This is a genomic window from Terrabacter aeriphilus, from assembly GCF_039542985.1.
In the GTDB taxonomy this organism is placed as follows: Bacteria; Actinomycetota; Actinomycetes; order Actinomycetales; family Dermatophilaceae; genus Terrabacter; species Terrabacter aeriphilus.
Genome location: NZ_BAABIW010000002.1, coordinates 38615 through 61639, shown reverse-complemented (window position 1 = coordinate 61639; position 23025 = coordinate 38615). Strand labels below are relative to the sequence as shown.

Annotated in this window: 26 protein-coding genes; 17 read left to right on the top strand and 9 right to left on the bottom strand. The window is 73.4% G+C overall.

Annotated features, from left to right (window positions below):
- Nucleotides 1-61: 61 nt before the first annotated feature.
- The 3 genes from ABD979_RS01340 (at nucleotide 62) to ABD979_RS01330 (ending at nucleotide 3339) form a co-directional block, all read left to right on the top strand.
- The gene (locus tag ABD979_RS01340) at nucleotides 62-1066 is read left to right on the top strand and encodes an NAD-dependent epimerase/dehydratase family protein (RefSeq protein ID WP_345505624.1); all 1005 of its coding nucleotides are present in this window, start codon (nucleotides 62-64) and stop codon (nucleotides 1064-1066) included.
- A 159-nt stretch (nucleotides 1067-1225) separates the two neighbouring features.
- Nucleotides 1226-1627, top strand: a complete 402-nt coding sequence (locus ABD979_RS01335) for a MerR family DNA-binding transcriptional regulator (protein WP_345505623.1) — start codon at nucleotides 1226-1228, stop codon at nucleotides 1625-1627.
- Between the two features lie 98 nt (nucleotides 1628-1725).
- Nucleotides 1726-3339 (top strand): SulP family inorganic anion transporter, encoded by a 1614-nt coding sequence (locus tag ABD979_RS01330; protein ID WP_425583886.1) that lies wholly within the window; start codon nucleotides 1726-1728, stop codon nucleotides 3337-3339.
- 37 nt (nucleotides 3340-3376) lie between these two features.
- Here the strand turns inward: ABD979_RS01330 and ABD979_RS01325 are convergent, their stop codons facing one another.
- Nucleotides 3377-3853, bottom strand: coding sequence for an ATP-dependent zinc protease family protein (locus ABD979_RS01325; protein WP_345505622.1), 477 nt, complete (start codon nucleotides 3851-3853; stop codon nucleotides 3377-3379).
- A gap of 24 nt (nucleotides 3854-3877) precedes the next feature.
- Between ABD979_RS01325 and ABD979_RS01320 the strand changes: the two genes are divergently transcribed.
- Nucleotides 3878-5071: a RimK family alpha-L-glutamate ligase gene (locus tag ABD979_RS01320; RefSeq protein ID WP_345505621.1), complete on the top strand. Its 1194-nt coding sequence runs from the start codon at nucleotides 3878-3880 to the stop codon at nucleotides 5069-5071.
- A 62-nt stretch (nucleotides 5072-5133) separates the two neighbouring features.
- Here ABD979_RS01320 and ABD979_RS01315 read toward each other — a convergent pair whose 3' ends face one another.
- From ABD979_RS01315 to ABD979_RS01300, 4 genes are all read right to left on the bottom strand, one after another.
- The gene (locus ABD979_RS01315; protein ID WP_345505620.1) at nucleotides 5134-5946 is read right to left on the bottom strand and encodes a DinB family protein; all 813 of its coding nucleotides are present in this window, start codon (nucleotides 5944-5946) and stop codon (nucleotides 5134-5136) included.
- A 149-nt stretch (nucleotides 5947-6095) separates the two neighbouring features.
- Nucleotides 6096-6662: a TMEM165/GDT1 family protein gene (locus ABD979_RS01310; protein WP_345505619.1), complete on the bottom strand. Its 567-nt coding sequence runs from the start codon at nucleotides 6660-6662 to the stop codon at nucleotides 6096-6098.
- Nucleotides 6663-6912: 250 nt separating this feature from the next.
- The gene (locus ABD979_RS01305; protein ID WP_345505618.1) at nucleotides 6913-7689 is read right to left on the bottom strand and encodes a metal-dependent transcriptional regulator; all 777 of its coding nucleotides are present in this window, start codon (nucleotides 7687-7689) and stop codon (nucleotides 6913-6915) included.
- Nucleotides 7690-7858: 169 nt separating this feature from the next.
- Nucleotides 7859-8497 carry a DUF4396 domain-containing protein gene (locus tag ABD979_RS01300; RefSeq protein ID WP_345505617.1) on the bottom strand — a complete coding sequence of 213 codons (639 nt, stop codon included), beginning with the start codon at nucleotides 8495-8497 and terminating at the stop codon, nucleotides 7859-7861.
- Nucleotides 8498-8672: 175 nt separating this feature from the next.
- On the opposite strand from ABD979_RS01300, the gene ABD979_RS01295 reads away from it, so the two are divergent.
- The 4 genes from ABD979_RS01295 to ABD979_RS01280 all read left to right on the top strand — a co-directional run bounded on the left by ABD979_RS01295 (nucleotide 8673) and on the right by ABD979_RS01280 (nucleotide 11568).
- The gene (locus ABD979_RS01295) at nucleotides 8673-9455 is read left to right on the top strand and encodes an ABC transporter ATP-binding protein (protein WP_345505616.1); all 783 of its coding nucleotides are present in this window, start codon (nucleotides 8673-8675) and stop codon (nucleotides 9453-9455) included.
- On the top strand, nucleotides 9452-10234 hold the full coding sequence (locus ABD979_RS01290) for an ABC transporter permease (protein WP_345505615.1): 783 nt from the start codon (nucleotides 9452-9454) through the stop codon (nucleotides 10232-10234). The genes ABD979_RS01295 and ABD979_RS01290 overlap by 4 nt, the downstream gene beginning before the upstream one ends.
- A gap of 162 nt (nucleotides 10235-10396) precedes the next feature.
- Entirely contained in the window at nucleotides 10397-10633 is a 237-nt protein-coding gene (locus ABD979_RS01285) for a DUF1059 domain-containing protein (RefSeq protein WP_345505614.1), read from the top strand.
- A gap of 95 nt (nucleotides 10634-10728) precedes the next feature.
- A complete protein-coding gene (locus ABD979_RS01280) occupies nucleotides 10729-11568 on the top strand; it encodes a class I SAM-dependent methyltransferase (RefSeq protein ID WP_345505613.1) in 840 nt (279 codons plus the stop codon).
- Here the strand turns inward: ABD979_RS01280 and ABD979_RS01275 are convergent.
- Nucleotides 11565-12365 (bottom strand): SDR family NAD(P)-dependent oxidoreductase, encoded by an 801-nt coding sequence (locus ABD979_RS01275; RefSeq protein ID WP_345505612.1) that lies wholly within the window; start codon nucleotides 12363-12365, stop codon nucleotides 11565-11567. The genes ABD979_RS01280 and ABD979_RS01275 overlap by 4 nt on opposite strands.
- Nucleotides 12366-12475: 110 nt before the next feature.
- Between ABD979_RS01275 and ABD979_RS01270 the strand changes: the two genes are divergently transcribed.
- Entirely contained in the window at nucleotides 12476-12994 is a 519-nt protein-coding gene (locus ABD979_RS01270; protein WP_345505611.1) for a MarR family winged helix-turn-helix transcriptional regulator, read from the top strand.
- Here ABD979_RS01270 and ABD979_RS01265 read toward each other — a convergent pair.
- Complete coding sequence (locus ABD979_RS01265; protein WP_345505610.1) at nucleotides 12991-13677, bottom strand: TetR/AcrR family transcriptional regulator; 687 nt, start codon at nucleotides 13675-13677, stop codon at nucleotides 12991-12993. The two genes, ABD979_RS01270 and ABD979_RS01265, sit on opposite strands and share 4 nt — an antisense overlap.
- Nucleotides 13678-13844: 167 nt before the next feature.
- Here ABD979_RS01265 and ABD979_RS01260 point away from each other — a divergent pair, with 167 nt between their 5' ends.
- Nucleotides 13845-14822, top strand: a complete 978-nt coding sequence (locus ABD979_RS01260; protein WP_345505609.1) for an NAD(P)-dependent alcohol dehydrogenase — start codon at nucleotides 13845-13847, stop codon at nucleotides 14820-14822.
- 75 nt (nucleotides 14823-14897) lie between these two features.
- Here the strand turns inward: ABD979_RS01260 and ABD979_RS01255 are convergent, their stop codons facing one another.
- Together ABD979_RS01255 and dnaB are read right to left on the bottom strand one after the other, a co-directional pair.
- Nucleotides 14898-15278: a RidA family protein gene (locus ABD979_RS01255; RefSeq protein WP_345505608.1), complete on the bottom strand. Its 381-nt coding sequence runs from the start codon at nucleotides 15276-15278 to the stop codon at nucleotides 14898-14900.
- Nucleotides 15279-15400: 122 nt separating this feature from the next.
- Complete coding sequence (gene dnaB / locus ABD979_RS01250) at nucleotides 15401-16789, bottom strand: replicative DNA helicase (RefSeq protein ID WP_345505607.1); 1389 nt, start codon at nucleotides 16787-16789, stop codon at nucleotides 15401-15403.
- Between the two features lie 460 nt (nucleotides 16790-17249).
- Between dnaB and ABD979_RS01245 the strand changes: the two genes are divergently transcribed.
- The 7 genes from ABD979_RS01245 to ABD979_RS01215 all read left to right on the top strand — a co-directional run bounded on the left by ABD979_RS01245 (nucleotide 17250) and on the right by ABD979_RS01215 (nucleotide 22956).
- Entirely contained in the window at nucleotides 17250-17525 is a 276-nt protein-coding gene (locus ABD979_RS01245) for a DUF2277 domain-containing protein (protein WP_345505606.1), read from the top strand.
- Nucleotides 17526-17592: 67 nt separating this feature from the next.
- Entirely contained in the window at nucleotides 17593-18720 is a 1128-nt protein-coding gene (locus tag ABD979_RS01240; protein ID WP_345505605.1) for a metallophosphoesterase, read from the top strand.
- A gap of 76 nt (nucleotides 18721-18796) precedes the next feature.
- Complete coding sequence (locus ABD979_RS01235; RefSeq protein WP_345505604.1) at nucleotides 18797-19309, top strand: SigE family RNA polymerase sigma factor; 513 nt, start codon at nucleotides 18797-18799, stop codon at nucleotides 19307-19309.
- 1 nt (nucleotide 19310) lies between these two features.
- Nucleotides 19311-20150, top strand: coding sequence for a hypothetical protein (locus tag ABD979_RS01230; RefSeq protein WP_345505603.1), 840 nt, complete (start codon nucleotides 19311-19313; stop codon nucleotides 20148-20150).
- 68 nt (nucleotides 20151-20218) lie between these two features.
- A complete protein-coding gene (locus ABD979_RS01225; RefSeq protein WP_345505602.1) occupies nucleotides 20219-20842 on the top strand; it encodes a class I SAM-dependent methyltransferase in 624 nt (207 codons plus the stop codon).
- Nucleotides 20843-20866: 24 nt separating this feature from the next.
- Nucleotides 20867-21619 (top strand): DNA alkylation repair protein, encoded by a 753-nt coding sequence (locus ABD979_RS01220; protein ID WP_345505601.1) that lies wholly within the window; start codon nucleotides 20867-20869, stop codon nucleotides 21617-21619.
- Nucleotides 21616-22956 carry an MATE family efflux transporter gene (locus ABD979_RS01215; protein ID WP_345505600.1) on the top strand — a complete coding sequence of 447 codons (1341 nt, stop codon included), beginning with the start codon at nucleotides 21616-21618 and terminating at the stop codon, nucleotides 22954-22956. Before ABD979_RS01220 ends, ABD979_RS01215 begins: the two co-directional genes overlap by 4 nt.
- Nucleotides 22957-23025: the final 69 nt, after the last annotated feature.

Here is a 23025-nt window from a genome sequence, read left to right as displayed (position 1 = left end):
GTCGTCACGCCGTCGGCGAAGTCCCCTTGGCACGAGTGGTGGGACGGGTGAGGATCGGCGCATGAGACTGCTCGTGCTCGGAGGCACGCACCACGTCGGACGCGCCGTCGTCGAGACGGCGCTCGCCCGCGGCGACCGCGTCACGACGATCAACCGGGGCGCGAGCGGCAGACCCGTCGAGGGGGCGGAGGCACGGCACGCCGACCGCCTCGACCCCGAGGCGATGGCCGCCGCGCTCGGCACCGACACGTGGGACGCCGTCGTCGACACGTGGTCGGGCGCCCCCGTCGCGGCGACGACGTCGGCACGACTGCTCCGCGGCCGGGTCGCGCACTACGCGTACGTCTCGTCGTGCTCGGTCTACACCTGGCCGATGGCCATCGGCACCGACGAGCACGCCCCGGTCGTCGACGGCGACGCCTCGTCCACGAGCACCGACGACTACGCCGCGGCCAAGCGCGGGGCCGAGCTCGCCGTGCTCGAGAACTTCGACGGCGACGTCGCGATCGCCCGGGCCGGGCTCATCCTCGGCCCGTACGAGGTCGTGGGCCGCCTGCCGTTCTGGCTGAACCGCGTCGCCGCGGGCGGCCGGGTCCCCACCCCCGGCCCGCGCGAGCGGCCGCTGCAGTTCGTCGACGGTCGCGACATCGCCGACTGGCTGCTCGCGAGCCGCCCGGTCGGCACCTTCAACACCGCGAGCGCGCCGGGGCACACGACGACCGGCGACCTGCTCGACGAGGCGCGGCGCGTCACGGGCGGGGACGCGCAGCTCGTCTGGGTCGGCCCGGAGACGGTCGAGGCCGCCGGGGTGGAGCCCTGGACGCAGCTGCCGATCTGGGTGCCACCGACCGGCGAGCTCGCGGGCCTGCACGCCCTCGACACCTCGGCCGCGGCTGCTGCGGGCCTGCGCTGCCGGCCGGCGGCCGAGACCGTGCGCGACACGTGGGCCTGGCTGCGGGACGAGGGGCTGCCGCCGCGCCCGGGCAACCGCGCCGGCAGCCCGATGGACGCAGAGGCGGAAGCACGACTGCTCGCCCTCCACGACTCCGGGCCGTCGCAGCCCTGAGCGACCGGGCGCCGGCCGTTCGTCGTCAGCGCGTGCGAGCGCGGTGGGCCGCCGCCTTGACCCGGCTCTGGCACCGCTCTGGCACCGCTCCAGCACCGCGATGTGACTCTACCCTCACGTAAGGGTAGAGTCGCCGCGTCCCCCACCCCGAGGAACGCCGTGCCCGAGGCCCGCCCCACGACCGACCTGCTGCAGATCGGCGACGTCGCCGACCGCACCGGCCTCAGCCTCCGCACGATCCGGCACTACGAGGAGGTCGGGCTGCTGCCCGAGCCGCAGCGCAGCCCCGGCGGCTTCCGCCTCTACTCCGAGCTCGCCGTCGAGCGGCTGCTGCTCATCAAGCGGATGAAGCCGCTCGACTTCACGCTCGAGCAGATGCGCGACCTCATCGACGTCCGCGACGAGCTCGCCCGGCCCCGCCTGACGCGCGCGCGCCGCACCGAGCTGACCGAGCGCCTGCGCGAGTACCACGCGCTCGTCGAGCACCAGCTCGGCCGGCTGCGCGAGCGCGTCGAGAGCGCGGAAGCCTTCGCGCACCAGCTCGGCGACGAGATCGACTGAGCCCGAGAACAGCCACGCACGTCATCCACGCACGTCCGCACGGACCTGCACCGCCCGCACAACGTCGTCCGGGCAGCCCGCACCCGCACGCCCGCCGCATGCACCCGGCCCACCGGCCCGCGCCGAGCGTGCCCCGCCCTTCACCGAGGAGTCCCGTGACCACCCCTGGACCACTGACCCCGACCACCCCGGAACCGGCCACGCCCACACCGAGCACGCCGCCGTTCGCGCACGAGTCCGACGTGACCTCGGTCCGCGCCGCCCTGCGGTCGCCGAGGCGGCTGCGCATCGAGGTGCTCGGCGGCCTCGTCGTCGCCCTGGCCCTCATCCCCGAGGCCATCTCGTTCTCGATCATCGCCGGCGTCGACCCGCGCGTCGGGCTCTTCGCCTCCTTCACGATGGCGGTCAGCATCGCCTTCCTCGGCGGCCGACCGGCGATGATCTCGGCCGCCACCGGCGCCGTCGCGCTCGTCATCGCGCCGGTCGTGCGCGACCACGGCCTCGACCACCTCATCGCGACCGTCATCCTCGCCGGCGTCATCCAGGTCGCCCTCGGCCTGCTCGGCGTCGCGAAGCTCATGCGCTTCATCCCGCGCTCGGTGATGGTCGGCTTCGTCAACGCGCTGGCGATCCTCATCTTTCTCGCGCAGCTGCCACACCTGATCGACGTGCCCTGGGTCGTCTACCCGCTCGTCGCCGTGGGCATCGCCGTCATGGTGCTGCTGCCCCGCGTCACGACCGCCGTGCCGGCGCCCCTCGTGGCCATCGTCGCCCTCACCCTCTTCACCGTCGTCGCCGCCGTGACCGTGCCGACCGTCGGCGACGAGGGCGCGCTCCCCGACAGCCTGCCGAGCCTCCTCCTCCCGGACGTCCCGTTCACCCTCGAGACCCTCTCGACCATCGCGCCGTACGCGCTCGCCATGGCGCTCGTCGGCCTCATGGAGTCGCTGATGACGGCCAAGCTCGTCGACGACATCACCGACACGCACTCGAACAAGACGCGCGAGGCGTGGGGCCAGGGCGCCGCCAACGTCGTCACCGGCTTCTTCGGCGGGATGGGCGGCTGCGCGATGATCGGCCAGACGATGATCAACGTCAAGGCCTCGCACGCCCGCACCCGCATCTCGACGTTCCTCGCCGGCCTCTTCCTGCTCGTCCTCGTCGTCGGACTCGGCGACCTCGTCGCGATCATCCCGATGGCGGCGCTCGTCGCGGTCATGATCATGGTCTCGGTGGGCACGATGGACTGGCACAGCATCCGCCCCGCGACCCTGCGCCGGATGCCGCGCAGCGAGACCCTCGTCATGGTCACGACGGTCGCGGTCGTCGTCGCCACCCACAACCTGGCGATCGGCGTCGTCGTCGGCGTCCTCGTCGCGATGGTCCTCTTCGCCCGCCGCGTCGCCCACCTCACCCGGGTCGTCGACGTCGCGCACCCCGACGCGGACACCCGCGTGTATGCCGTCGAGGGCGAGCTCTTCTTCGCCTCCAGCAACGACCTCGTGACGCAGTTCGACTACGTCGGCGACCCGGTCGACGTCGTCATCGACCTGTCCCGCGCCCACGTCTGGGATGCCTCGACGGTCGCCACCCTCGACGCGATCACGCAGAAGTACGCCGCCAAGGGCAAGACCGTCACCATCACCGGGCTCGACGACGCCAGTCAGGCACGGCACGACCGGCTCGCCGGCCGGCTCGGCGGCGGGCACTGATCGAAGGGGTCGGTGGTCGGTGGTCACCGGTCGGTGGTCAGTGGCCGTGGTTGCGGCGCCGGAACTCCTTGGGTGCACGCGCGCCCGCGTAGGAGCGGCCCGGGTCGACGACGAAGCCCTGGCGCAGCGCCTCGCGGCCGACGAGCATGCGGAAGCCCATGCGGTGCCGGTTCGTCAGGGTGACCTCGGCGGGCACCGTGCGCCCGGCGAGCGAGAGGTCGAGCAGCACGACGTAGCGCTGCTGGGCGTGCCCCGACGAGCTGCGCACGTGGCGCCGGTCGTGCACCGGGCACTCGACCTGCACGGCGTCGTCGTCGGTGTCCTGCCACGGGTGCGCGGTGAAGCGCACCCACGGCGCACCGTCGCGCTCGAACTCCTCGAGGTCGGCGGCGTGCAGCGCGGAGGTGCGCGCGCCGGTGTCGATCTTCGCCTTGAGCCACGGCATCCCGATGCCGGGCAGGCCGACCCACTCCCGCCATCCGACGGGGGTGCTTGAATAGGCCGGCCCAGTCACCCGCCCATCTTGGCAGGACCCCGGATGAAACTCGCGATCCTCTCGCGCGCGCCGCGTGCGTACTCGACGCAGCGCCTGCGCGCGGCCGCCCTCGACCGCGGCCACCAGGTGCGCGTGCTCAACACGCTGCGCTTCGCCATCGACCTCACCGGCACCGAGCCCGACCTGCAGTTCCGGGGCCGGCCGATCTCCGACTACGACGCGGTGCTGCCGCGCATCGGCGCCTCGATCACCTACTTCGGCACGGCCGTCGTGCGCCAGTTCGAGCAGATGGACGTCTACACGCCGAACACCGCGAACGGCATCTCCAACGCCCGCGACAAGCTGCGGGCCGCGCAGATCCTCTCGCGCCACAACATCGGCATGCCGGCCACGACGTTCGTGCGCAACCGCGTCGACGTCATGCCGGCCATCCAGCGCGTGGGCGGGGCGCCGGTCGTCATCAAGCTGCTCGAGGGCACCCAGGGCATCGGGGTCATCCTCGCGCCGGACATCAAGGTCGCCGAGGCGATCATCGAGACGCTGCACAGCACGAAGCAGAACGTGCTCATCCAGAGCTTCGTCTCCGAGAGCAGGGGCCGCGACATCCGGGCGCTCGTCGTCGGCGACCGCGTCGTCGCAGCCATGCGGCGGCGCGCGAAGGGCGACGAGTTCCGCTCCAACGTGCACCGCGGCGGCATGGTCGAGCCGGTCGAGCTGACACCGGAGTACGAGCAGGCAGCCGTCCGCTCGGCCCAGATCATGGGGCTGCGGGTCGCGGGCGTCGACATGCTCGAGGGCAACGATGGCCCGCTCGTCATGGAGGTCAACTCCTCCCCCGGCCTCGAGGGCATCGAGCGGGCGACGAACCTCGACGTCGCGGGCGCCATCGTCGACCACATCGCGGGCCAGGTCGCCTTCCCCGAGATCGACGTGCGCCAGCGGCTCACCGTCTCGACGGGCTACGGCGTGGCCGAGCTCGTCGTGCACGCGGGGGCCGACATCATCGGCAAGACGATCGGCGAGTCGGGGCTCGAGGAGCGCGACCTGCAGGTGCTCACCCTGCACCGCGGGCCGAGCGTCGTGCCGAACCCGCGCCGCCGCGTCGTGCTCGAGGCCGAGGACCGGCTGCTGTGCTTCGGTCGCCTCGAGGAGATGCGCTCGATGATCCCGGAGCGCCGTCGACGGCGGGCCAAGGTGCGCAAGCTGCCGACCGAGCCGCTCCACCCGACCGCCTGACAGCGGTCGGGTCGGGCGTCGGGCCAGGCGCTCGGGTCAGGCGGTCGGGTCAGGCGGTCGGGTCAGGCGTCCCCGGCGCGGGGCGCGAGCACGTCGAGGTCACGCTCGGCGTACAGCCGGTGGTGCCACTCCTCGCTGAGGATCGTGCGCAGGATGCGGGTGACGGGATACGGCTCCGGCTCGGGGTAGCCCGGCTCGGTGACCGGGGTCGTCGTGCCCGCGAGCTGCTCGTCGGTGAGCGCGTCGACGACGCGGCGCACCATGGCCGTCCGCTCGGCGCGCAGGGCCAGCACCTCCTCGAGCGAGGGACGCACGCTCCGGTCGCGCGGCACCGGCGGCGAGTCGGGCATGTCGTCGTGCGGCAGGTCGAGCGGGTGCCACGGCTCCGGGTCGCCGAGCAGCGCCCGCGCCACCCACGCATCGGTGGCGAAGGCGAGGTGGCGCAGGGTCTCGATGAACGACCACTCGCCGTCGACGCTCGCGTGGAGCAGCTCCGGGTCGAGGGTGCGGGCGCGCTCGACCGTGCCGGCCCACCGTCGCTCGAGCACGTCCCACGCCTCGCGGTGGCCGGCGGCGTCGGTGGGGCGCATCTTCGGCCGGTCGGGGTCACGGCGGTCGAGCTCGGCCTCGATGAGCGGGGCGACGTCGACGCCGTTGATGCGCACGTTCTCGACGTCGCCGGTGATCTCGACGTCCTCGAGCCACACGTCACGGTCGCGCAGGCCGCGCAGGTCGACCATGCGCAGGCTCGCGCCGCGCAGGTCGACGTCGTGCAGTCGCGCTCCGTCGAGGTGGACGTCCTCGAAGGTGGCACCGGTGAGGCGCACCCGCTCGAACCTCGCGCCGCTGCGGTCCTCGTGCGTCTGCTCACCCACGGCCGGCCTCCCCACGTCCCGTCGGCCACCGTGGCCGCTCGTCGTCGAGCAGCGTAGGACCGGTTGCGGACGTTCGGGGGTGTCGACGGGGTGTCGTCGGGGGGGGTCGACCGGGGTGTGGCCGGGCGGGGTGGTGACCGGCCGACAGGTCAGCGCACGCCCTTGATGATGAGCAGCACGCCGAAAACGAGGAACGCGGCGGCGGCGCCCCACTTGATGACGTGCTCGGGCAGGCGCTTGCCGAGGGCGGCGCCGACGACGATGGCGAGCGCGTCGGCCGCGACCATGCCGATGGTGCTGCCGAGCCACGTGCCGAACCAGCCGTGCTGCGTGGCGAGCGTGATCGTCGCGAGCATCGTCTTGTCGCCGAGCTCGGCGAGGAAGAACGCGACGGTGACGGCGATGATCGCGGTGCGGCGCGTCGTGCGGGCGACGGACGCCTCCTCGTCGGAGAGCGAGTCGCCGCGCAGCGTCCAGGCGGCGAAGACGAGGAAGGCGACGCCGGCCGTGATCGAGATGGCGTCGCGGGGCAGGTTGTCGCCGATGGCCGCACCGATCGCCACGGAGCCGAGGTGCACGACGGCGGTGGCGATCGTGATGCCGATGAGGACGTGGAGCATCTTGAAGCGGGTGGCGAAGGTCATCGCCATGAGCTGGCTCTTGTCGCCGAGCTCGGCGACGAAGATGACGGCAGCGCTGATCAGGAAGGCGGACATCGGTGGGTCTCTCCTCGGCACACCGGCACGAGGCACGTCGGGAGCCTCGACCTGGTGCGCCCGTCGGTGGGTCGGCACGAGGTCGAAAGTCTCGTCCGCCCCACGTTGACGACCGGTGGTGCCGGTGTCACGTCGAGGGCCCACCGCACCGGGCCGGAGCCAGTATGTCGATGCGGTCGTTAGGGACTACTCCCTTTCGATGGCACGACCGTAGGCGCACCCCGGCGGGTGGTGCAACGTCTCGGTCTGCCTAGCGATTCTTCTCGGAAAGCCTTGTGGCGCTGATGTGTCGGCACACGGAGTAGTGACAACCCTTGTCGTTCAAGGCATCTCGTGCTGCGGGCTCGACGCAGACGAGCAGTGCAGACACCGCCTGGTCGCCGAGCTCGGCGGTGGTCGCCCCGCCCGCTCCGGGAGCAGTGACCGCGACGAGCGTGGCCCCGCCGAACGGACGACGCTCGCGCACGACGACCTCCGCGTCGACGCACACCCCGGTGTCGGCGAGCCAGCGCAGCAGGGCCGGGTCGTCGTCGTCGATGCGGGCGACGTAGCGCGGCTCGTCGACGGGCACGTCGGCCAGTGGTACGGCGGCGGGCTGGTGCAGCACGCCGTCGGCCGTCGGGATGGGGTCACCGTGCGGGTCGCGCCAGGGGTGGCCGAGCTGCTCGGCCATCCGGTCGACCATGAGCGTGGAGACGGCGTGCTCGAGCACCTCCGCGTCGTCGTGCACCTCGTCCCAGGAGTAGCCGAGCGAGGTGACGAGGAAGGTCTCGACGAGGCGGTGGCGACGCACCATCCGCAGGGCCTGGGCCAGCCCCTCCTCGGTCAGGCGCATGCCGCCGTAGCGCTTGTGCGCGACGAGGCCGCCATCGGCGAGCTTGCGGGCCATCTCCGACACCGACGACGTGGAGACCCCGAGCCGCGCTGCCACGGCCGCGTTGCTCACCGTCTCCTCGTCCCACTCGCCGAGGGAGAAGATCACCTTGAGGTAGTCCTCGACGGCGGTGCGGTTCTCGGTCTTGGCCACCGCCAGAGACTACGGGAGCAGACGGTCGACCAGCCATGCGAGCAGCACGAAGGCCGCGACGAAGGCGGCCGAGCGCACCACGCCGGTCACGAGCACGCGCACCTCAGAGTTCGGCATACCCAACTTTTATCATAGGGAAGCCGAGCTCGCGGCTTTTCCCCGCGCCGCGTCAGGAGAGGGTGTCGGCGACCGCGACGACGAGTCCGCCGAGGAGGAAGGCGGCGATGGCCGCGGCGAGCACCGGCGTCGGCAGGTCGGGGACGAACCGCCTCGCGCCGGTGGGCGCGGCATCGCCGTGGAGACCGTGCGTCAGCGCGTGCCCCTTGCCGCGAGCGAGCAGGTGGCGGTTGACGGGGTAGGCCGCGAGGAAGGCGGCGACGAGCGAGATCGCCATGCCGACCCAGAAGACCACGTTGACGAGGCCGGCATCCATGGCTCCGGGGATGACGGCCATGACGAGGTTGTCGACGACCTCCATCGTGAGGATCGACACCGTGTCTGCGGCGAGCACGAGCCGCAGCGCCGCGCCGAGCGACAGGCCGCCCCGCAGCAGCGGGAAGCTCGAGAGGGTGTAGCCGAAGACGAAGGCGAGCGCGATCGACAGCGCGATCGTCTGCGCCGAGCCCAGCCCCACGGCCGCACCCACGAGCAGGCCGACGATCTCGCCGACGGCGCACCCGGTGAGGCAGTGCAGGGTGGCGCTGCCCGCCATCGACGACGCAGCGCCCCCGTGCGCGCCATGCGCGCCGTGCGCGCCGTGCGCGGCGTCCTCGCGAACGCCCTCCTGACGATGGTCCAGGTGCTCCATGGCGGGCCCTCCGAGCTGGTCGTCACATACCCCCAGTGGGTATGTCTTCGGCCACGTCAACGCAACGGCGCCCGGTTCTCTTCCCCCACGGGACGCCGTCGCCCCAGCACCGCGGCCGGAGCCCTCGACGACGATGCTTGACCTTGACGCAGCGTCAAGGTTGCACGCTGGCGCCATGACCACGACACACGCCATCGAGGTCGCCGGGCTCACCAAGTCCTACGGCGACCACCCCGTGCTCCGAGGGGTGGACCTGCGGGTCCACCCCGGCACCGTCCTCGCCCTGCTCGGCTCCAACGGGGCCGGCAAGACGACGCTGGTGCGCATCCTGTCCACGCTCCTGCGGCCCGACGGCGGGACGGCTCGCGTCGAGGGCCACGACGTCGTCAGCGACCCCGCGAGCGTCCGCGCCTCGATCAGCCTCACGGGGCAGTTCGCCGCCGTCGACGAGGTGCTCACCGGTCGCGAGAACCTCGTGCTCGTCGCCTCGCTGCGGCGCGTGCCCGACCCCGGTGCCGTGGCGGACGAGCTGCTCGCCCGGTTCGACCTCACCGAGGCCGGCGGCCGGCGCACCGCGACGTACTCGGGCGGCATGCGCCGGCGCCTCGACATCGCCATGAGCCTCGTCGGCGACCCGCCCGTGCTCTTCCTCGACGAGCCGACGACGGGCCTCGACCCGCAGGCGCGGATCGAGGTGTGGCGCACCGTGACCGAGCTCGCCGGTCAGGGCACGACGGTGCTGCTGACGACGCAGCACCTCGAGGAGGCCGAGCAGCTGGCCCACCGGATCGCGATCCTGCACGAGGGGCGGATCATCACCGAGGGCACCCTCGCCGAGCTCAAAGCGCTCGTCCCACCCGCCACCGTCGAGTACGTCGAGAAGCAGCCGACGCTCGAGGAGGTCTTCCTCGCCGTCATCGGCCACGGTGGTGCGAGCACGGCGGAGGCACGGCGATGACGACGACGCCCCGCACCCCGGCCAGCCACGCGGTGCACGACACCACCGTGCTGCTCGGCCGCTCGCTGCGCCACGTCCTGCGCAGCCCGGACACCATCATCACGACCGCCGTGACCCCGATCGCGATGCTGCTGCTCTTCGTCTACGTCTTCGGCGGGGCCATCTCGGTCGGCACCGATCGCTACGTCGACTACCTGCTGCCGGGCATCCTGCTCATCACGGTGGCCTCCGGCATCGCCTACACCGCGTTCCGGCTCTTCACCGACGTCTCGGGCGGCATCGTGGAGCGGCTGCGGTCGATGCCGATCGCGCGTTCCGCCGTGCTGTGGGGCCACGTGCTCACCTCGGTCGTGGCCAACCTCGTCTCGCTGGCGCTCGTCGTGCTCGTCGCCCTCGCGATGGGGTTTCGTTCCGGGGCCGGCGTGCTCGCGTGGCTCGCGGTGCTCGGCATCCTGCTCGTCTTCACGCTCGCCCTGACGTGGCTCGCCGTGATCCCGGGCCTCACCGCGAAGACGGTCGACGGCGTGAGCGGCTTCTCGTACCCGCTCGTCTTCCTGCCGTTCCTCAGCTCCGCGTTCGTGCCCACCGCCGGCATGCCGGGACCGGTCCGCTGGTTCGCCGAGCACCAGCCGGTCACCTCGATCGTCGACACGATCCGCAACCTCTTCGCCGGCCGGCCCGTCGGCGCGGACCTCTGGGTCGCCCTGGCCTGGTGCGTGGGCCTGCTCGTCGTCGCCCACGCCCTCGCGATGCGCACCTACCGCCGCACCGCGGGCTGAGACGGGCTCGGTTGGGCTGGCCCGGCCGGATGCCGGCACCGGCGGTCCGCGGCCTGTCACACTTCCCGCGCGCGGACCGTCAGGTGCACGGGACCGTCGGATCGCGACCACGCCGACCCGCCGGCATCCCGGCCCCACCCACCGCTCACGAAGGAGTCGACCATGAAGACCATGACGTGCCGGGCGCTCGGCGGCCCGTGCGACCTCGAGCACCGCGGCGCGACCGCGGACGAGGTCATCAAGGCCCAGGACGCCCACCTCAAGGAGGCCGCGGGCGGCGGCGACGCGGCCCACGGGCCGGCGCGGGAGGCGATGAAGGCCCGCTGGCGCCACCCGAAGCGCTCGATGGACTGGTACCGCGAGGCCAAGGCGGCCTTCGCCGCCCTGCCCGAGGACTGAGCCATTTCGCGCCGGCGGCAGCCGCCGGGCAGCGACGGCCCCCGGCGCGCCACGGAAGCGCTGCGCGCGGCGCACGACGGGTGCACACTGACGACGTGGAGCGCGACGAGATCGTTGCCGGTGTCCGACGCCTCTTCGACCTCGTGGCCGACAGCTACGACGCCGTCGGGGTGACCCTCTTCGAGCCCATCGCCACCGGCCTCGTGGAGGCGGTGGGCGCCAGCCCCGGTGACCGTGCGGTCGACCTCGGCTGCGGCAACGGGGTCTCGAGCCGGGCGCTCGCGGCCGCGGTCGGTCCCACCGGCTCGGTCGTCGGGCTCGACCTCAGCCCGGCGATGGTCGAGCGCGCCGCGGCGGCGCTCGACGGGAGCCCGACCGAGGTCACGTTCGTCGTCGGCGACGCCCAGGACCCCGACCTGTCCCCGGCCTCGTTCGACGCGGCCATCGCCTCCCTCGTCGTCTTCTTCCTCCCCGACGCGGCCGGCGCGGTGTCGCGCTGGCTGCGGCTGCTCCGGCCCGGCGGCCGCCTCGGCATCAGCACCTTCGGACCGTCGAGCCCGCAGTGGCAGGCGCTCGAGGCCCCGCTGCGCGAGTTCATGCCCCCGACCGACCCGCGGATGGCCGGCCCGCAGAGCCCGTTCGGGAGCGACGGCGGCATGGAGGCGCTCGTCACGGGCGCCGGCGCCGTCGACGTGCAGACCTCGAGCCGCCGCGTGGAGTTCGCGTTCGACGACGTCGACCACTGGGTGCGCTTCTCGCGGTCCGTCGGGCAGCGCATCGCCTGGGAGCGCATGACGGACGACCAGCGCGCCGGCGTGCTCGAGCGGTCGCGCGCGACCTTCGCCGAGGTGGCCGGGCCGGACGGCTCGCTGCCGGTGTGGCAGCAGGTGCGCTACACCGTCGGGCGCGCGCCCGGTGACCCGAGCCGGAGCTAGAGCAGGCCGGTCAGCACGCCGCCGTCGGCGCGCAGGGCCGCGCCGTTCGTGGCGGACGAGAGCGGGCTGGCCAGGAAGACCACGAGGTCGGCGATCTCGCGCGGCTCGATGAAGCGCTGCACGAGCGAGGTCTGCCGTCCGGCGACGATGGCCCCCTTGAGCTGGCCCACTGGAACGCCCTGCAGCTGCGCGATCTGCTCGACGGCCCCGGCGACACCGTCGGAGTACGTGGGGCCGCCGAGGATCGTGTTGACCGTGACACGGGTGCCCCGCGTGCGCTTGGCCAGCCCGTTGCCGAGGGCGAGCACGGCGGCCTTGGTGACGCCGTAGTGGACCATGTCCGCGGGCACGTCGACCCCGGACTCGCTGCTGACGAAGATGATCCGGCCCGCGCCGCGCTCGATCATGCCGGCCAGCACGCCCCGCGAGAGCCGCACCCCGCTCATGACGTTGAGCTCGAAGTAGGCCTGCCAGTCCTCGTCGGCGACGTCCTCGAAGGCCTTGACCTCGAAGGCGCCGACGTTGTTGACGAGGATGTCGAGGTCGCCGAGGTCGCCGAGCCGGGTGAGCACGCGCCCGACCCCGTCGGGGTCCGCGAGGTCGGCCGCGATGCCGGTGACGTCGGCGCCGGGCACGGCCTGCGCCAGCCGCTCGGTCGCGGCCCGCACCCGCTCCTCGGTGCGCCCGTTGACGACGACCCGGGCCCCCTCCTGGAGCAGCGCCTCGGCGACGGCATAGCCGATGCCCTGCGTCGAACCGCTGACGAAGGCCCTCTGGCCACTGAGCTGCAGATCCACGTCGCACACCTTCCCCGGCCCGGTGACGCCGAACCCATTGACTTTCTCGATCAAGTGAAAGCCACCTTCGATGAGTTTCTTGAGCAAGTCAAGCCGGGTAGTCTCACCCCATGCCCGACCGTCTGCCCGACTCCGACGTCCCGGACCGGCTCACCGGCGAGGACCTCGAGACGTGGTCCTCGCTCGCCACCGTGCTCGAGTGGCTCCCGCCCGCCCTCGACCGCCAGCTGCTGCGCGACGCCGGGATGACGCACTTCGAGTACGGCATCCTCTACGCGCTGGCTGCGGCGCCCGAGCGGACGCTGCGGATGAGCACGCTCGCCACCTACGCGAACAGCTCGCTCTCGCGCCTGTCGCGCGCCGCGGCCCGGCTCGAGCGCACCGAACTCGTGCGCCGCCGTCCCGATCCCACCGACGGTCGCTACACCCTCGCCGTCCTCACCGAGATCGGCATGAGCACGATGGAGGCCGCGACCCCGGGCCACGTGCGCACGGTGCACGCGCTCGTGCTCGACCGCCTGACCGCGGCCCAGAAGCGCCAGCTGAAGGAGATCAGCCGACGGATCGTGCGCGCCGTCGGCGAGGGGCAGGGCTGGGAGCCGCCGACGGATGCCGGCCGGCCGGGCTAGTCGGGCTGGTCGGGCTGGTCGGGCTGGTCGGGCTGGTCGGGCAGGTCGAGGAGGGCGGCGATCCCCTCCAGGACGAGGTCGAGGCCGGGCTCGAACTCGCGCGAGAAGTCATACCCGGGCGCGAGCACGACGTGCTGGGTGAACCACACCATGTTGGGGTGGGCCGCCACGACCTCGGCGAGCGGGCCGGCGCTGACGAGGTCGGCGGCCTCGGAGCCCGACCGGAACGGCAGGGAGGTCTCCTGGAGCACGAAGCCGTAGACGAAGGCGTCGACGACGGCGTACGCGTGGGCGACCTGGGCGGGGGTGAAGCCGGCCGACCGGAGGCAGGCGATGTTCGCCTCGTGGTAGGCCAGCGTCGCGGGTCCCGGCGCGCCGCGTGACTCCATGAGGGGCAGGGCCCACGGGTGCCGGCCCAGCACCGCACGCACCGACAGCGAGCGCCGGCGCAGCTCGGCGTGCCAGTCGCGGGCGGGGTCGGGCAGGGCCACCTCGGCGTACACGCGGTCGACCATGCCGTCGAGCAACGCCTCCTTGTTCGCGACGTGGTGGTAGAGCGACATGGCCTCGACACCGAGCTCGCCCGCGAGACGACGCATGGAGAGGCGGCCGATCCCCTCGGCGTCGGCCATCGTGACGGCCGTGTCGAGCACGCCCTCACGGGTCAGCTTGCGCGGGGGCATCGTCTCTCCTGGGGATTGCTTGCCTTACGCCGTAATGCTAGCGTCCCGACAAGACTTACACCGTAAGAGAGCGAGTCGCCGTGAATGCCTTCAGCGCCCCCAGCCCCACCCCCGGCCCCAGCGGGCCCGCCACGACACCGGACCGGATCCCACGGACGGGGCGTGCCGTGACGCGCCGCCGCTACGGCGGCGTCGAGCAGGTGCGCGTCGAGGTGCTCGACGTTCCCGAGCCCGGCGCGGGCGAGGTGCTCGTCCGGGTGGGCGCGGCCGGGCTGGATCGCGGCGCGCTCCACCTGCTCACCGGCACCCCGCTCCTCGCCCGCGCGGCCTTCGGACTGCGCCGGCCGCGCCAGCCGGTCCTCGGCTTCGAGCTGGCCGGCACCGTCGTCGCGGTCGGAGCCGGGGGCGCCGCCCGGTCGTCGACACCCGCTCTCGCACCCGGCGACCGCGTCTTCGGCACCGCGTCCGGCGCCTTCGCCGAGTACGCGGTGGCCCGGCCCGACCAGCTGGCGCCCGTTCCCGAGGCGGTCACCGACGAGCAGGCCGCGACGTTGCCCGTCTCGGGCGGCACGGCCCTGCTGGCGGTGGAGGACCACGCGCGCGTCGAGGCCGGGCAGCGGGTGCTCGTGCTCGGCGCGTCGGGCGGGGTCGGCGGCTTCGCCGTCCAGCTGGCCGCGCGGCGCGGGGCCGAGGTCACCGGGGTGTGCCGCGCGGCCAAGGCCGACCACGTCCGCGGGCTCGGCGCCGCGCACGTCGTCGACTACGCCACGACCACCCCGCGCGACCTCGACGGGCCCTACGACGCGGTCATCGACATCGCCGGCAACCACCCGGTGCGCGAGCTCCGCCGCCTCCTGACGCGCACCGGCGCGCTCGTCGTCGTCGGCGGGGAGGGCGGCGGCCGCGTGCTCGGCGGCCTGCACCGCAACCTCGCCGTCTCGGTGCTGGCGCCGCTGACCCACCAGCGACTCTCGTGGTTCGTCACGCGCCAGACGAGCGCGCTGCACGCCCGCCTCGGCGAGCTCGTCGCCGCGGGCGAGATCCGCACGCCGATCGACCGCACCGTCGGGCTCGACGGTGTCGCCGACGCGCTGGCCGCCCTGCAGCACGGCACCCTGCGCGGCAAGGTCGCCATCCGCCCCTGACGCCGGCGTTCCCGGTGCGGCCCCGCCCCTGGTGGAGCCCGCACCGGCAGCGCTCGTCCGAGCAGGGTCCCCTCGCTAGCCGATCACCGCCGTCAGCCGGATCGAGACGAGCACGCCCGGCAGCTCCGGCCCCAGCCGGGCGACGTAGCGCGCGGGCGGGTCGTGCGGGAAGACCTCGGCATACGCCTCGTTGAGGCCGGCGAAGTCGTCGGGACGGGCCAGCAGCACACCCACCTCGACGATGTCCGCCGCCGAGCCACCAGCCGCCTCGACGACGCAGACGCAGTTCGCGAGCGCCTGCCTGGTCTGCGCCTGGATCGTGGGGCCGGCCATCTCGCCGGATGCCGGGTCGCCCCCCGTCATGCCGGACACCCAGAGGTGTGGCCCGGCCCGCACGCCCTGGGCGAAGAGCGGCGAACGCGGGGCGTGCTCCGTCGTCACGACCTGACGTGCCATCCCGGCCTCCCTCGGCTCGACCCACCGACGATTCTGCTCCGGGGTCGAGTGCTGGGTCGAGCCCATGACCCGCGCGCAGGCCAACGGGCCTGCCAGTCGCGGCCCCGACGAGCGGGACCGGGTCAGAAGTTGTTGGCCATGTTCGTGAAGCGGCTGAAGTGACCCTGGAAGGCGACGACGATCGTGTCGGTGGGGCCGTTTCGGTGCTTGGCCACGATGAGGTCGGCCTCGCCCTCGCGCGGGGAGTCCTTCTCGTAGGCGGCCTCGCGGTGGAGCAGGATGACCATGTCGGCGTCCTGCTCGATCGAGCCGGACTCACGCAGGTCGCTCATCGCCGGCTTCTTGTCGGTGCGCTGCTCGGGACCACGGTTCAGCTGCGAGATCGCGATGACCGGCACCTCGAGCTCCTTGGCGAGCAGCTTGAGCGCACGCGAGAACTCCGAGACCTCCTGCTGGCGCGACTCGACGCGCTTGCCCGAGCTCATCAGCTGGAGGTAGTCGATGACGACGAGCTTGAGGTTCTCGCGCTGCTTGAGCCGGCGGCACTTGGCCCGGATCTCCATGAGCGACATGTTCGGCGAGTCGTCGATGAACAGGGGCGCGTCGGAGACCCGGCCCATCGTCGAGGCGAGACGGGTCCAGTCCTCCTCGCGCATGGTGCCCTTGCGCATGTGCTGGAGCTGGATGCCGGCCTCGGCGGAGAGCAGACGCATCGTGATCTCGGTGCGGCTCATCTCGAGCGAGAAGACGACGGCAGCCATCTTGTGCTTGATCGCCGCCGAGCGGACGATGTCGAGGCCGATGGTCGACTTGCCCATCGCCGGTCGGGCCGCGATGACGATCATCTGACCGGGGTGCAGACCGTTCGTCAGCGCGTCGAAGTCGGTGAAGCCGGTCGGCACGCCGGTCATCTCGCCGGAGCGGCCGGAGGCGACCTCGATCTCGTCGACCGTGGCCTCGATGACGTCGCCGATGGCGTGGTAGTCCTCGCCGCCGCGCTTGTCGGCCACGGCGTAGACCTCGGCCTGGGCCGCGTTGACGATGTCCTCGACGTCGCCGCCGCCCTGGGCGTAGCCGAGCTGCACGATGCGGGTGCCGGCCTCGACGAGGCGGCGGAGAACGGCCCGCTCGCCGACGATCTGGGCGTAGTAGCCGGCGTTGGCGGCCGTCGGCACCGAGGCGATGAGCTGGTGGAGGTAGGCCTGGCCCCCGACCCGGCCGAGGTCTCCGCGCTTGGTCAGCTCGTCGCTGACGGTGATCGCGTCGGCGGGCTCGCCACGACCGTAGAGGTCGAGGATCGCGTCGTAGATCAGCTCGTGCGCGGGGCGGTAGAAGTCGGTGCCCTTGAGCTGCTCGACGCAGTCGGCGATGGCGTCCTTCGACAGCAGCATGCCGCCGAGGACGGACTGCTCCGCGCCCACGTCCTGCGGGGGGAGACGGTCGTCGGGCGGTCCGCCGTCGCGGGAGGACGACGACGCGAACGCGCTCGTGCTCAGCTCGTCGAGCGACACGTGCTTCCCTTTCGCCGGAGGTCGGATGCCAGTGGGTGCACCCCGTCGACATCAGTAGACATCGCAGCGCCGACACGGCCACCCGACCGGGTCGGCGGGTCGGCACCGTGGAGCACCGACCCACCGTAGGGGCGTGGCCGGGCAGCGACCAACCCGAGGGCGGGTCCGGCATCCACTGCCTGTGGACAACCCGTGGACAACTTCCTCCGACACGCCGTACACAGGTGTGGACAAGGTGTGTGTACAACTGTGGGCAGCGCTCGCCCGCCCGCGCAGTTCGTGCTCCACGACCTGCGCAAACGCCCGTCCACGGGCTGTGGAGGAAAAGTTCCCCACCCCTGTGGGTTGTCCACAGCCGGTGCGACACGCCGCGTGAGCACGAGCCGACCGGTCGGACGCTCGGGACTCCGGAAGGGCTCGTCCCGCCCGCTGCGTCCCCGGCGCGTCCTACAGTCGGAGCATGTGCCGCAACATCCGCCAGCTCCACAACTTCGAGCCCGCCGCGACCTCGGAGGAGGTGCACGCTGCCGCCCTGCAGTACGTCCGCAAGGTGAGCGGCAGCACCAGGCCGAGCCAGGCGAACCAGCACGCGTTCGACGAGGCCGTCGAGGCGGTCGCGCACGCGACGGCGCACCTGCTCGAGCACCTGACGACGAGCGCACCGCCGAAGGACCGCGAGGTCGAGCGGCAGAAGGCCCGGGAGCGCAACGCGGTCCGCTTCGGCACGCCGGCCTGAGTCACCGGCCGGGCCCTCGCCCGGATCCGTGGCAGGGCGGGCAGCCGCGACACCGCACACTGGACCCGTGCCGATCTTCGTCGTCCTCGTCGCCGTCCTCCTCGCGCTGCTCAGCCTCCTGCTCCACCGCCGCCTCGCCGTCGCGCCCGGGTGGTCCGCGCCGGTGCGCCGCGCGGCCGGCGTCGCCCTCGCCCTCGGGTGGGCCTGCGCGCTCGCCGGCTTCGCGCTCCAGGCGGGCGTGCTCGACCCCCGCCCCGTGCGCTGGGTGGCGTGGGCGGGCTTCACCTGGCTCGCGCTCGCCTGGTACCTGCTCCTCGGCACGGCCCTGCTCGCCGTCGTCATGCTCGCCCTGCGCGCGACCGGCCGGGCCGCGCACCGGCGGCGCGTGCTCCGGGTCGGCACCCCGCTGCTCGTGGTCGCGGCCCTCGGCACGACGGCATACGGCCTCGGGGAGGCGGCCTCGCCGACGGTCACGCCCGTCACCGTCACGCGACCGGGCCTGCCGGCCGAGCTCGACGGACTGCGGGTCGCCCTCGTCACCGACCTGCACGTCGGCCCGGTGCGCGACGCCGGGTTCACCCGCCGCGTGGTGGAGCAGGTCAACGCGCAGCGGCCCGACGTCGTCGTGCTCGGGGGCGACCTCGTCGACGGCAAGGTGAGCCAGGTCGCCGACGCGCTGGCTCCGCTGGCCGACCTCGAGGCGCCGCTCGGGACCTTCGCCGTGACCGGCAACCACGAGTTCATCTCGCAGGAGGCCGACAGCTGGATGGACCACTGGGAGACGCTCGGCATCGACGTGCTGCGCAACGAGAACGTCACGCTGACGAAGGGATCCACCTCCTTCCACGTCGCCGGCATCCACGACGTCACCGGACGCGGCGACGACGCCCCCGACCCCGCGCGGGCCCTCGACGGCATCCCGGCCGACGACCTCACCCTCTTCGTCGCGCACCAGCCGGTGTCGGCGCAGGACGTGCAGGGCCGCGGCGTCGACCTCCAGGTCTCCGGCCACACCCACGGCGGGCAGCTCTGGCCGTTCCGGTATGCCGTCCTCCTCCAGCAGCCCGTCGTCGACGGACTCGACGCAGTGGGCGACGTCCCCGTGCTCACCTCGCGCGGGGCCGGCGCCTGGGGTCCCCCGGTGCGCGTGCTCGCCCCGCCGCAGATCCCGGTGGTCACCCTCCGGGCCGGCTGACACGCACCGGGCCCCGCACCCAACCCCTGGGGCCCCGGATGCGTCCTAGTGGTGTGACCGACAGGGGAGAAGATCCATGAACCGCACCGAACGCGAGGCCGGCTTCGCCGACTACGTGGCGGCGCGGCGTCCGAAGCTCTACCGCACGGCATACCTCGTCTGCGGCGACCCGCACGAGGCCGAGGACCTCGTGCAGACGGCGCTCGCCAAGCTCTACGTCGCCTGGCCCCGGGTCGTCGCCACGGGCCAGCCCGACGCCTACGTGCGACGGGTCATCGTCAACGCGCACCTCGACGAGATCCGCCGACCGCACCGACGCCGCGAGCGCAGCACCCGTGACGAGCTGCTCGACGGCCCGGCCGGCGACCCGGAACGGCCCGAGGACACCGACGAGCTGTGGCAGGCCCTGCGCGCCCTGGCCCCGGGCCAACGGGTCGTCGTCGTGCTGCGGCACTACTGGGGGCTCTCGGTCAACGAGACCGCCGAGACGCTCGGGCTCTCGCCCGGGACCGTCAAGAGCCAGACCTCCTGCGCCCTCGAGCGGCTCCGCGCCGCCCTCGACCAGCACCACCTGACCACAAGGGGATGACATGTCCGACCAGATGATGCTCGACCGACTGACCCGGCTCGCCGACGACGTCACCGCACCGGACACCGCGGTGGCCGACGACGTGGCCCGCGGGCGACGCGGCCTGCGGCGCCACCGCGTCCGCACGGGACTCGGTGGCGTCGTGGCCGCCGGCACGGTCGCCGGCGCGGTGCTCGTCGGGTCGAGCCTGCTGCCCGGGGTGGCCACCGACGGGTCCGTCACGGCCTCGAGCCCGACCGGCGCCCACGCCTCCCAGCTCGCGGCATCCTCGCCGCTCGCCCCCGCCGGCGACGGGAGCGGGGGCGTGCACCCAGCGCCCTCGCCGTCCGCGTCGGGCACCGAGCCGACGCCGGACCCGGCCACGCGCGAGGCCATGGTCGCCGCGATGCGCCGCCTCGACCCGCAGGGCCGCCACCTCGACCGGAGCGACCTGACCGGCGAACAACTGGGCTGGGGCTACGACCGTCGCGGCCTGACCGGGGCGTCGCTCGACGTGCGGTGGCGCGAGCCCGGCCAGTCGGCCGTCGGAGTGGCCCGGGTCGGCCTGACCCGCGAGCCGTTCGTGTGCGCCCTGGAGCCGCCGAACCCGTCCGTGCAGATGCGGTGCGAGACCGTCATGCTCGGCAGCGTCAAGGCCACGAAGGTGCAGTCCGTCATCAAGAACCAGGCCCCGACGTCGCCGGAGTACTACCTGCAGAACCCGTCCGGCACGTGGGTCTACGGCTACGTCTCGCCCACGTACGGTCCGAGCCCGGCGAAGCTCAGCTCGCTCTCGGTCACGCCGGCCCAGCTCGGCGCCATGCTCACCGCCCCCGGGCTCGAGCTGCCTGCCCCCAACTGACGGAGCTCCTCGGGCCGGCACGTGCGGTCCATGCCCGTGGCGCGAGCGGTCGGCCTAGGCTGCCCGACATGGGCATCTGGGCCAGGCAGGTCACGCCGCGGCTCGTGGCGCGTGGCACCGAGCCGGAGCGGATCCGCCGGTTGCGCGCGCGCACCTGCGCCGGCCTCCACGGCGAGGTGGTCGAGCTCGGCTTCGGCAGCGGCGCCAACCTCGGCCTCTACCCGGCCGAGGTGACGCGCGTCGTCGCGGTGGAGCCGTCCGACGTCGGGTGGGGGCTCGGGGCGGAGGGTCGCGCGCGCAGCGCCGTCCCCGTCGTCCGCGGCGGCCTGGACGGGCAGCGCCTCGACCTCCCCGACGCGAGCGCCGACGCCGTGCTCGCCACCTTCACGCTCTGCACGATTCCCGACGTCGCGCGGGCGCTGCAGGAGGTGCGCCGGGTGCTGCGGCCGGGCGGCCGGCTGCACTTCCTCGAGCACGGGTTGTCGCCGGACGAGGGCGTGCAGCGGTGGCAGCGCCGCCTCGAGCCGGTGCAGCGCCGGGTCTTCGACGGGTGCCACCTCACGCGGCCGATCGACCGGCTCGTCGAGGACTCCGGGCTGGTGCTCGAGTCGGTCGAGCGCGACTACGCCCTGACGCCGAGCCTCGCGCGACCGTGGGTCTACGCCTATCTCGGACGGGCGCACCGCGCCTGACGACCCGGCGCTAGCGTGGCGCCCATGCCGGAGCAGGAGGTCGCGCGCGGGGTCGCGCCCGAAACCGAGCGGGGGGAGGCGCAGCGCGAGCTCGTCTCCGCCGTGACGACCGCCCTTCGCGCGGCGGCCGACCCGGAGCGGGCGATCGGGCAGCAGCGCTACATGAAGTCGTCGCTGCCCTACTTCGGCCTCACCGCGCCCGAGCTGGCGGCGACGCTCCGGCCGCTGCTGCGCGACCCCGACCTGTCGATGCGGTCGCGCGAGGAGTGGGCGGCGACGATCCGGGCCCTGTGGGAGGGCGCCACGCACCGCGAGCAGTGGTATGCCGCCATCGCCCTCGCGCGTCACCGCACCTACCGCGCGTGGGTCGACAGCGACGCGATGCCCTTGTGGGAGAGCCTGATCCGCGCCGGCGCCTGGTGGGACGTCGTCGACGACATCGCCACCCACCTCGTGCGCGACACCGTCCTGTCCCACCCGGACGTCGAGGGACTGCGGATGCGGGAGTGGGCGGCCTCCGACTCGCTCTGGGTACGGCGAGCCGCGATCATCTGCCAGGTCGGGGCCGGTGGCCGGCTCGACCAGGCCCTGCTCCGCGACGTCATCGAGCCGAACGTCGCCGACCCGGACTTCTTCAGCCGCAAGGCGATCGGGTGGGCGCTGCGCGACCACGCGCGCCACGACCCGGACTGGGTGCGCTCGTTCGTGACGACCCACCCCGACCTCTCCGGGCTCTCCCGGCGTGAGGCCCTCAAGCACCTGGGACCGACGACGTGAGCCTGCCCGCCCCGCCTCCCGTGAGCCATCGCCGCGAGATCGTGCGCCTCGCGGTGCCGGCCTTCCTCGCCCTCATCGCCGAGCCGCTCTTCCTGCTGGCCGACTCGGCGATCGTCGGGCACCTCGGCACGGCCGAGCTCGCCGGCCTCGGGGTGGCGAGCGCCGCCCTCATCACGGCGGCCGGCATCTTCGTCTTCCTCGCCTACGGCACGACGAGCGTCGTGGCCCGCCACCTCGGGGCCGGCGACGAGCGGTCGGCGGTCAGCGCGGGCATCGACGGGCTGTGGCTCGCGCTGGGGCTCGGCGCCGTCACGGCCGTGGTGGTCGCCCTCGCGGCCGAGCCGATCAGCGCGGTCTTCGGGGCGTCCCCCGCCGCGCTCGAGCAGGCCACGACCTACCTGCGCATCTCGGCGCTCGGCATCCCGGCGATGCTCGCCGTCCTCGCCGTCACGGGGGTGCTGCGCGGCCTGCAGGACACGACGACGCCGCTCGTCGCGTCGGTGGCCGGCTTCGGCACGAACATCGTGCTCAACCTCGTCTTCGTCTACGGGTTGCACTGGGGCATCGCCGGATCCGCGTGGGGCACGGTGATCGCGCAGACCGGCATGGGAGCCGCCCTCGTCGCGGTGCTGCTCGTGCGCGCACGGGCCCGGCACGCCCGGCTGCGACCCCACCCCGCGCGCGTCCTCGCCGCGGCCCGCACCGGCATACCGCTCCTCGTGCGCACGCTGGCGCTGCGGGCCACGCTGCTCGTGACGACCTGGGTGGCCGCGTCGCTGGGCGACGTGCCGCTCGCGGCGCACCAGGTCGCCCTGACGGTCTGGTCGTTCCTCGCCTTCGCCCTCGACGCGCTCGCCATCGCGGCCCAGGCCATCACCGGACGGGCGCTCGGCGCCGGCGACCGCCAGGCCGTGCGGGTCGCCATGGGCACGATGGTGCGGTGGGGCGTGTGGGGCGGCCTCGTGCTCGGGCTCGTCCTCGTCGCCCTCCACGGCGTCATCCCCGCGCTCTTCACCACCGACCCGGCCGTCCAGGAGGCCCTCGGGGCCGCCCTCGTCGTCGTCGGTCTCGGCCAGGCCGTCGCCGGCTACGTCTTCGTGCTCGACGGCGTGCTCATCGGGGCCGGCGACGGGGCCTGGCTCGCCAAGGGCATGGCCGTCACGTTCATCGCCTACCTCCCGCTCGCGCTCGCGGTGCGCGCGGCCGGTTCGAGCGGATCGGCCACCCACGACGTCGTCGTGCTCTGGCTCGCCTTCACCGGCTTCATGGTGATCCGCGGCGTCGTGCTCGGCTGGCGCGCCCGCCACGACGACTGGATGGTGATCGGCGCGCGCTGACCGGTCGGGGCGCGGGTCTCGCTCAGCCGCCCCGCACGGCGCCCGCGACGAGCAGTCCGGCCGAGGCGA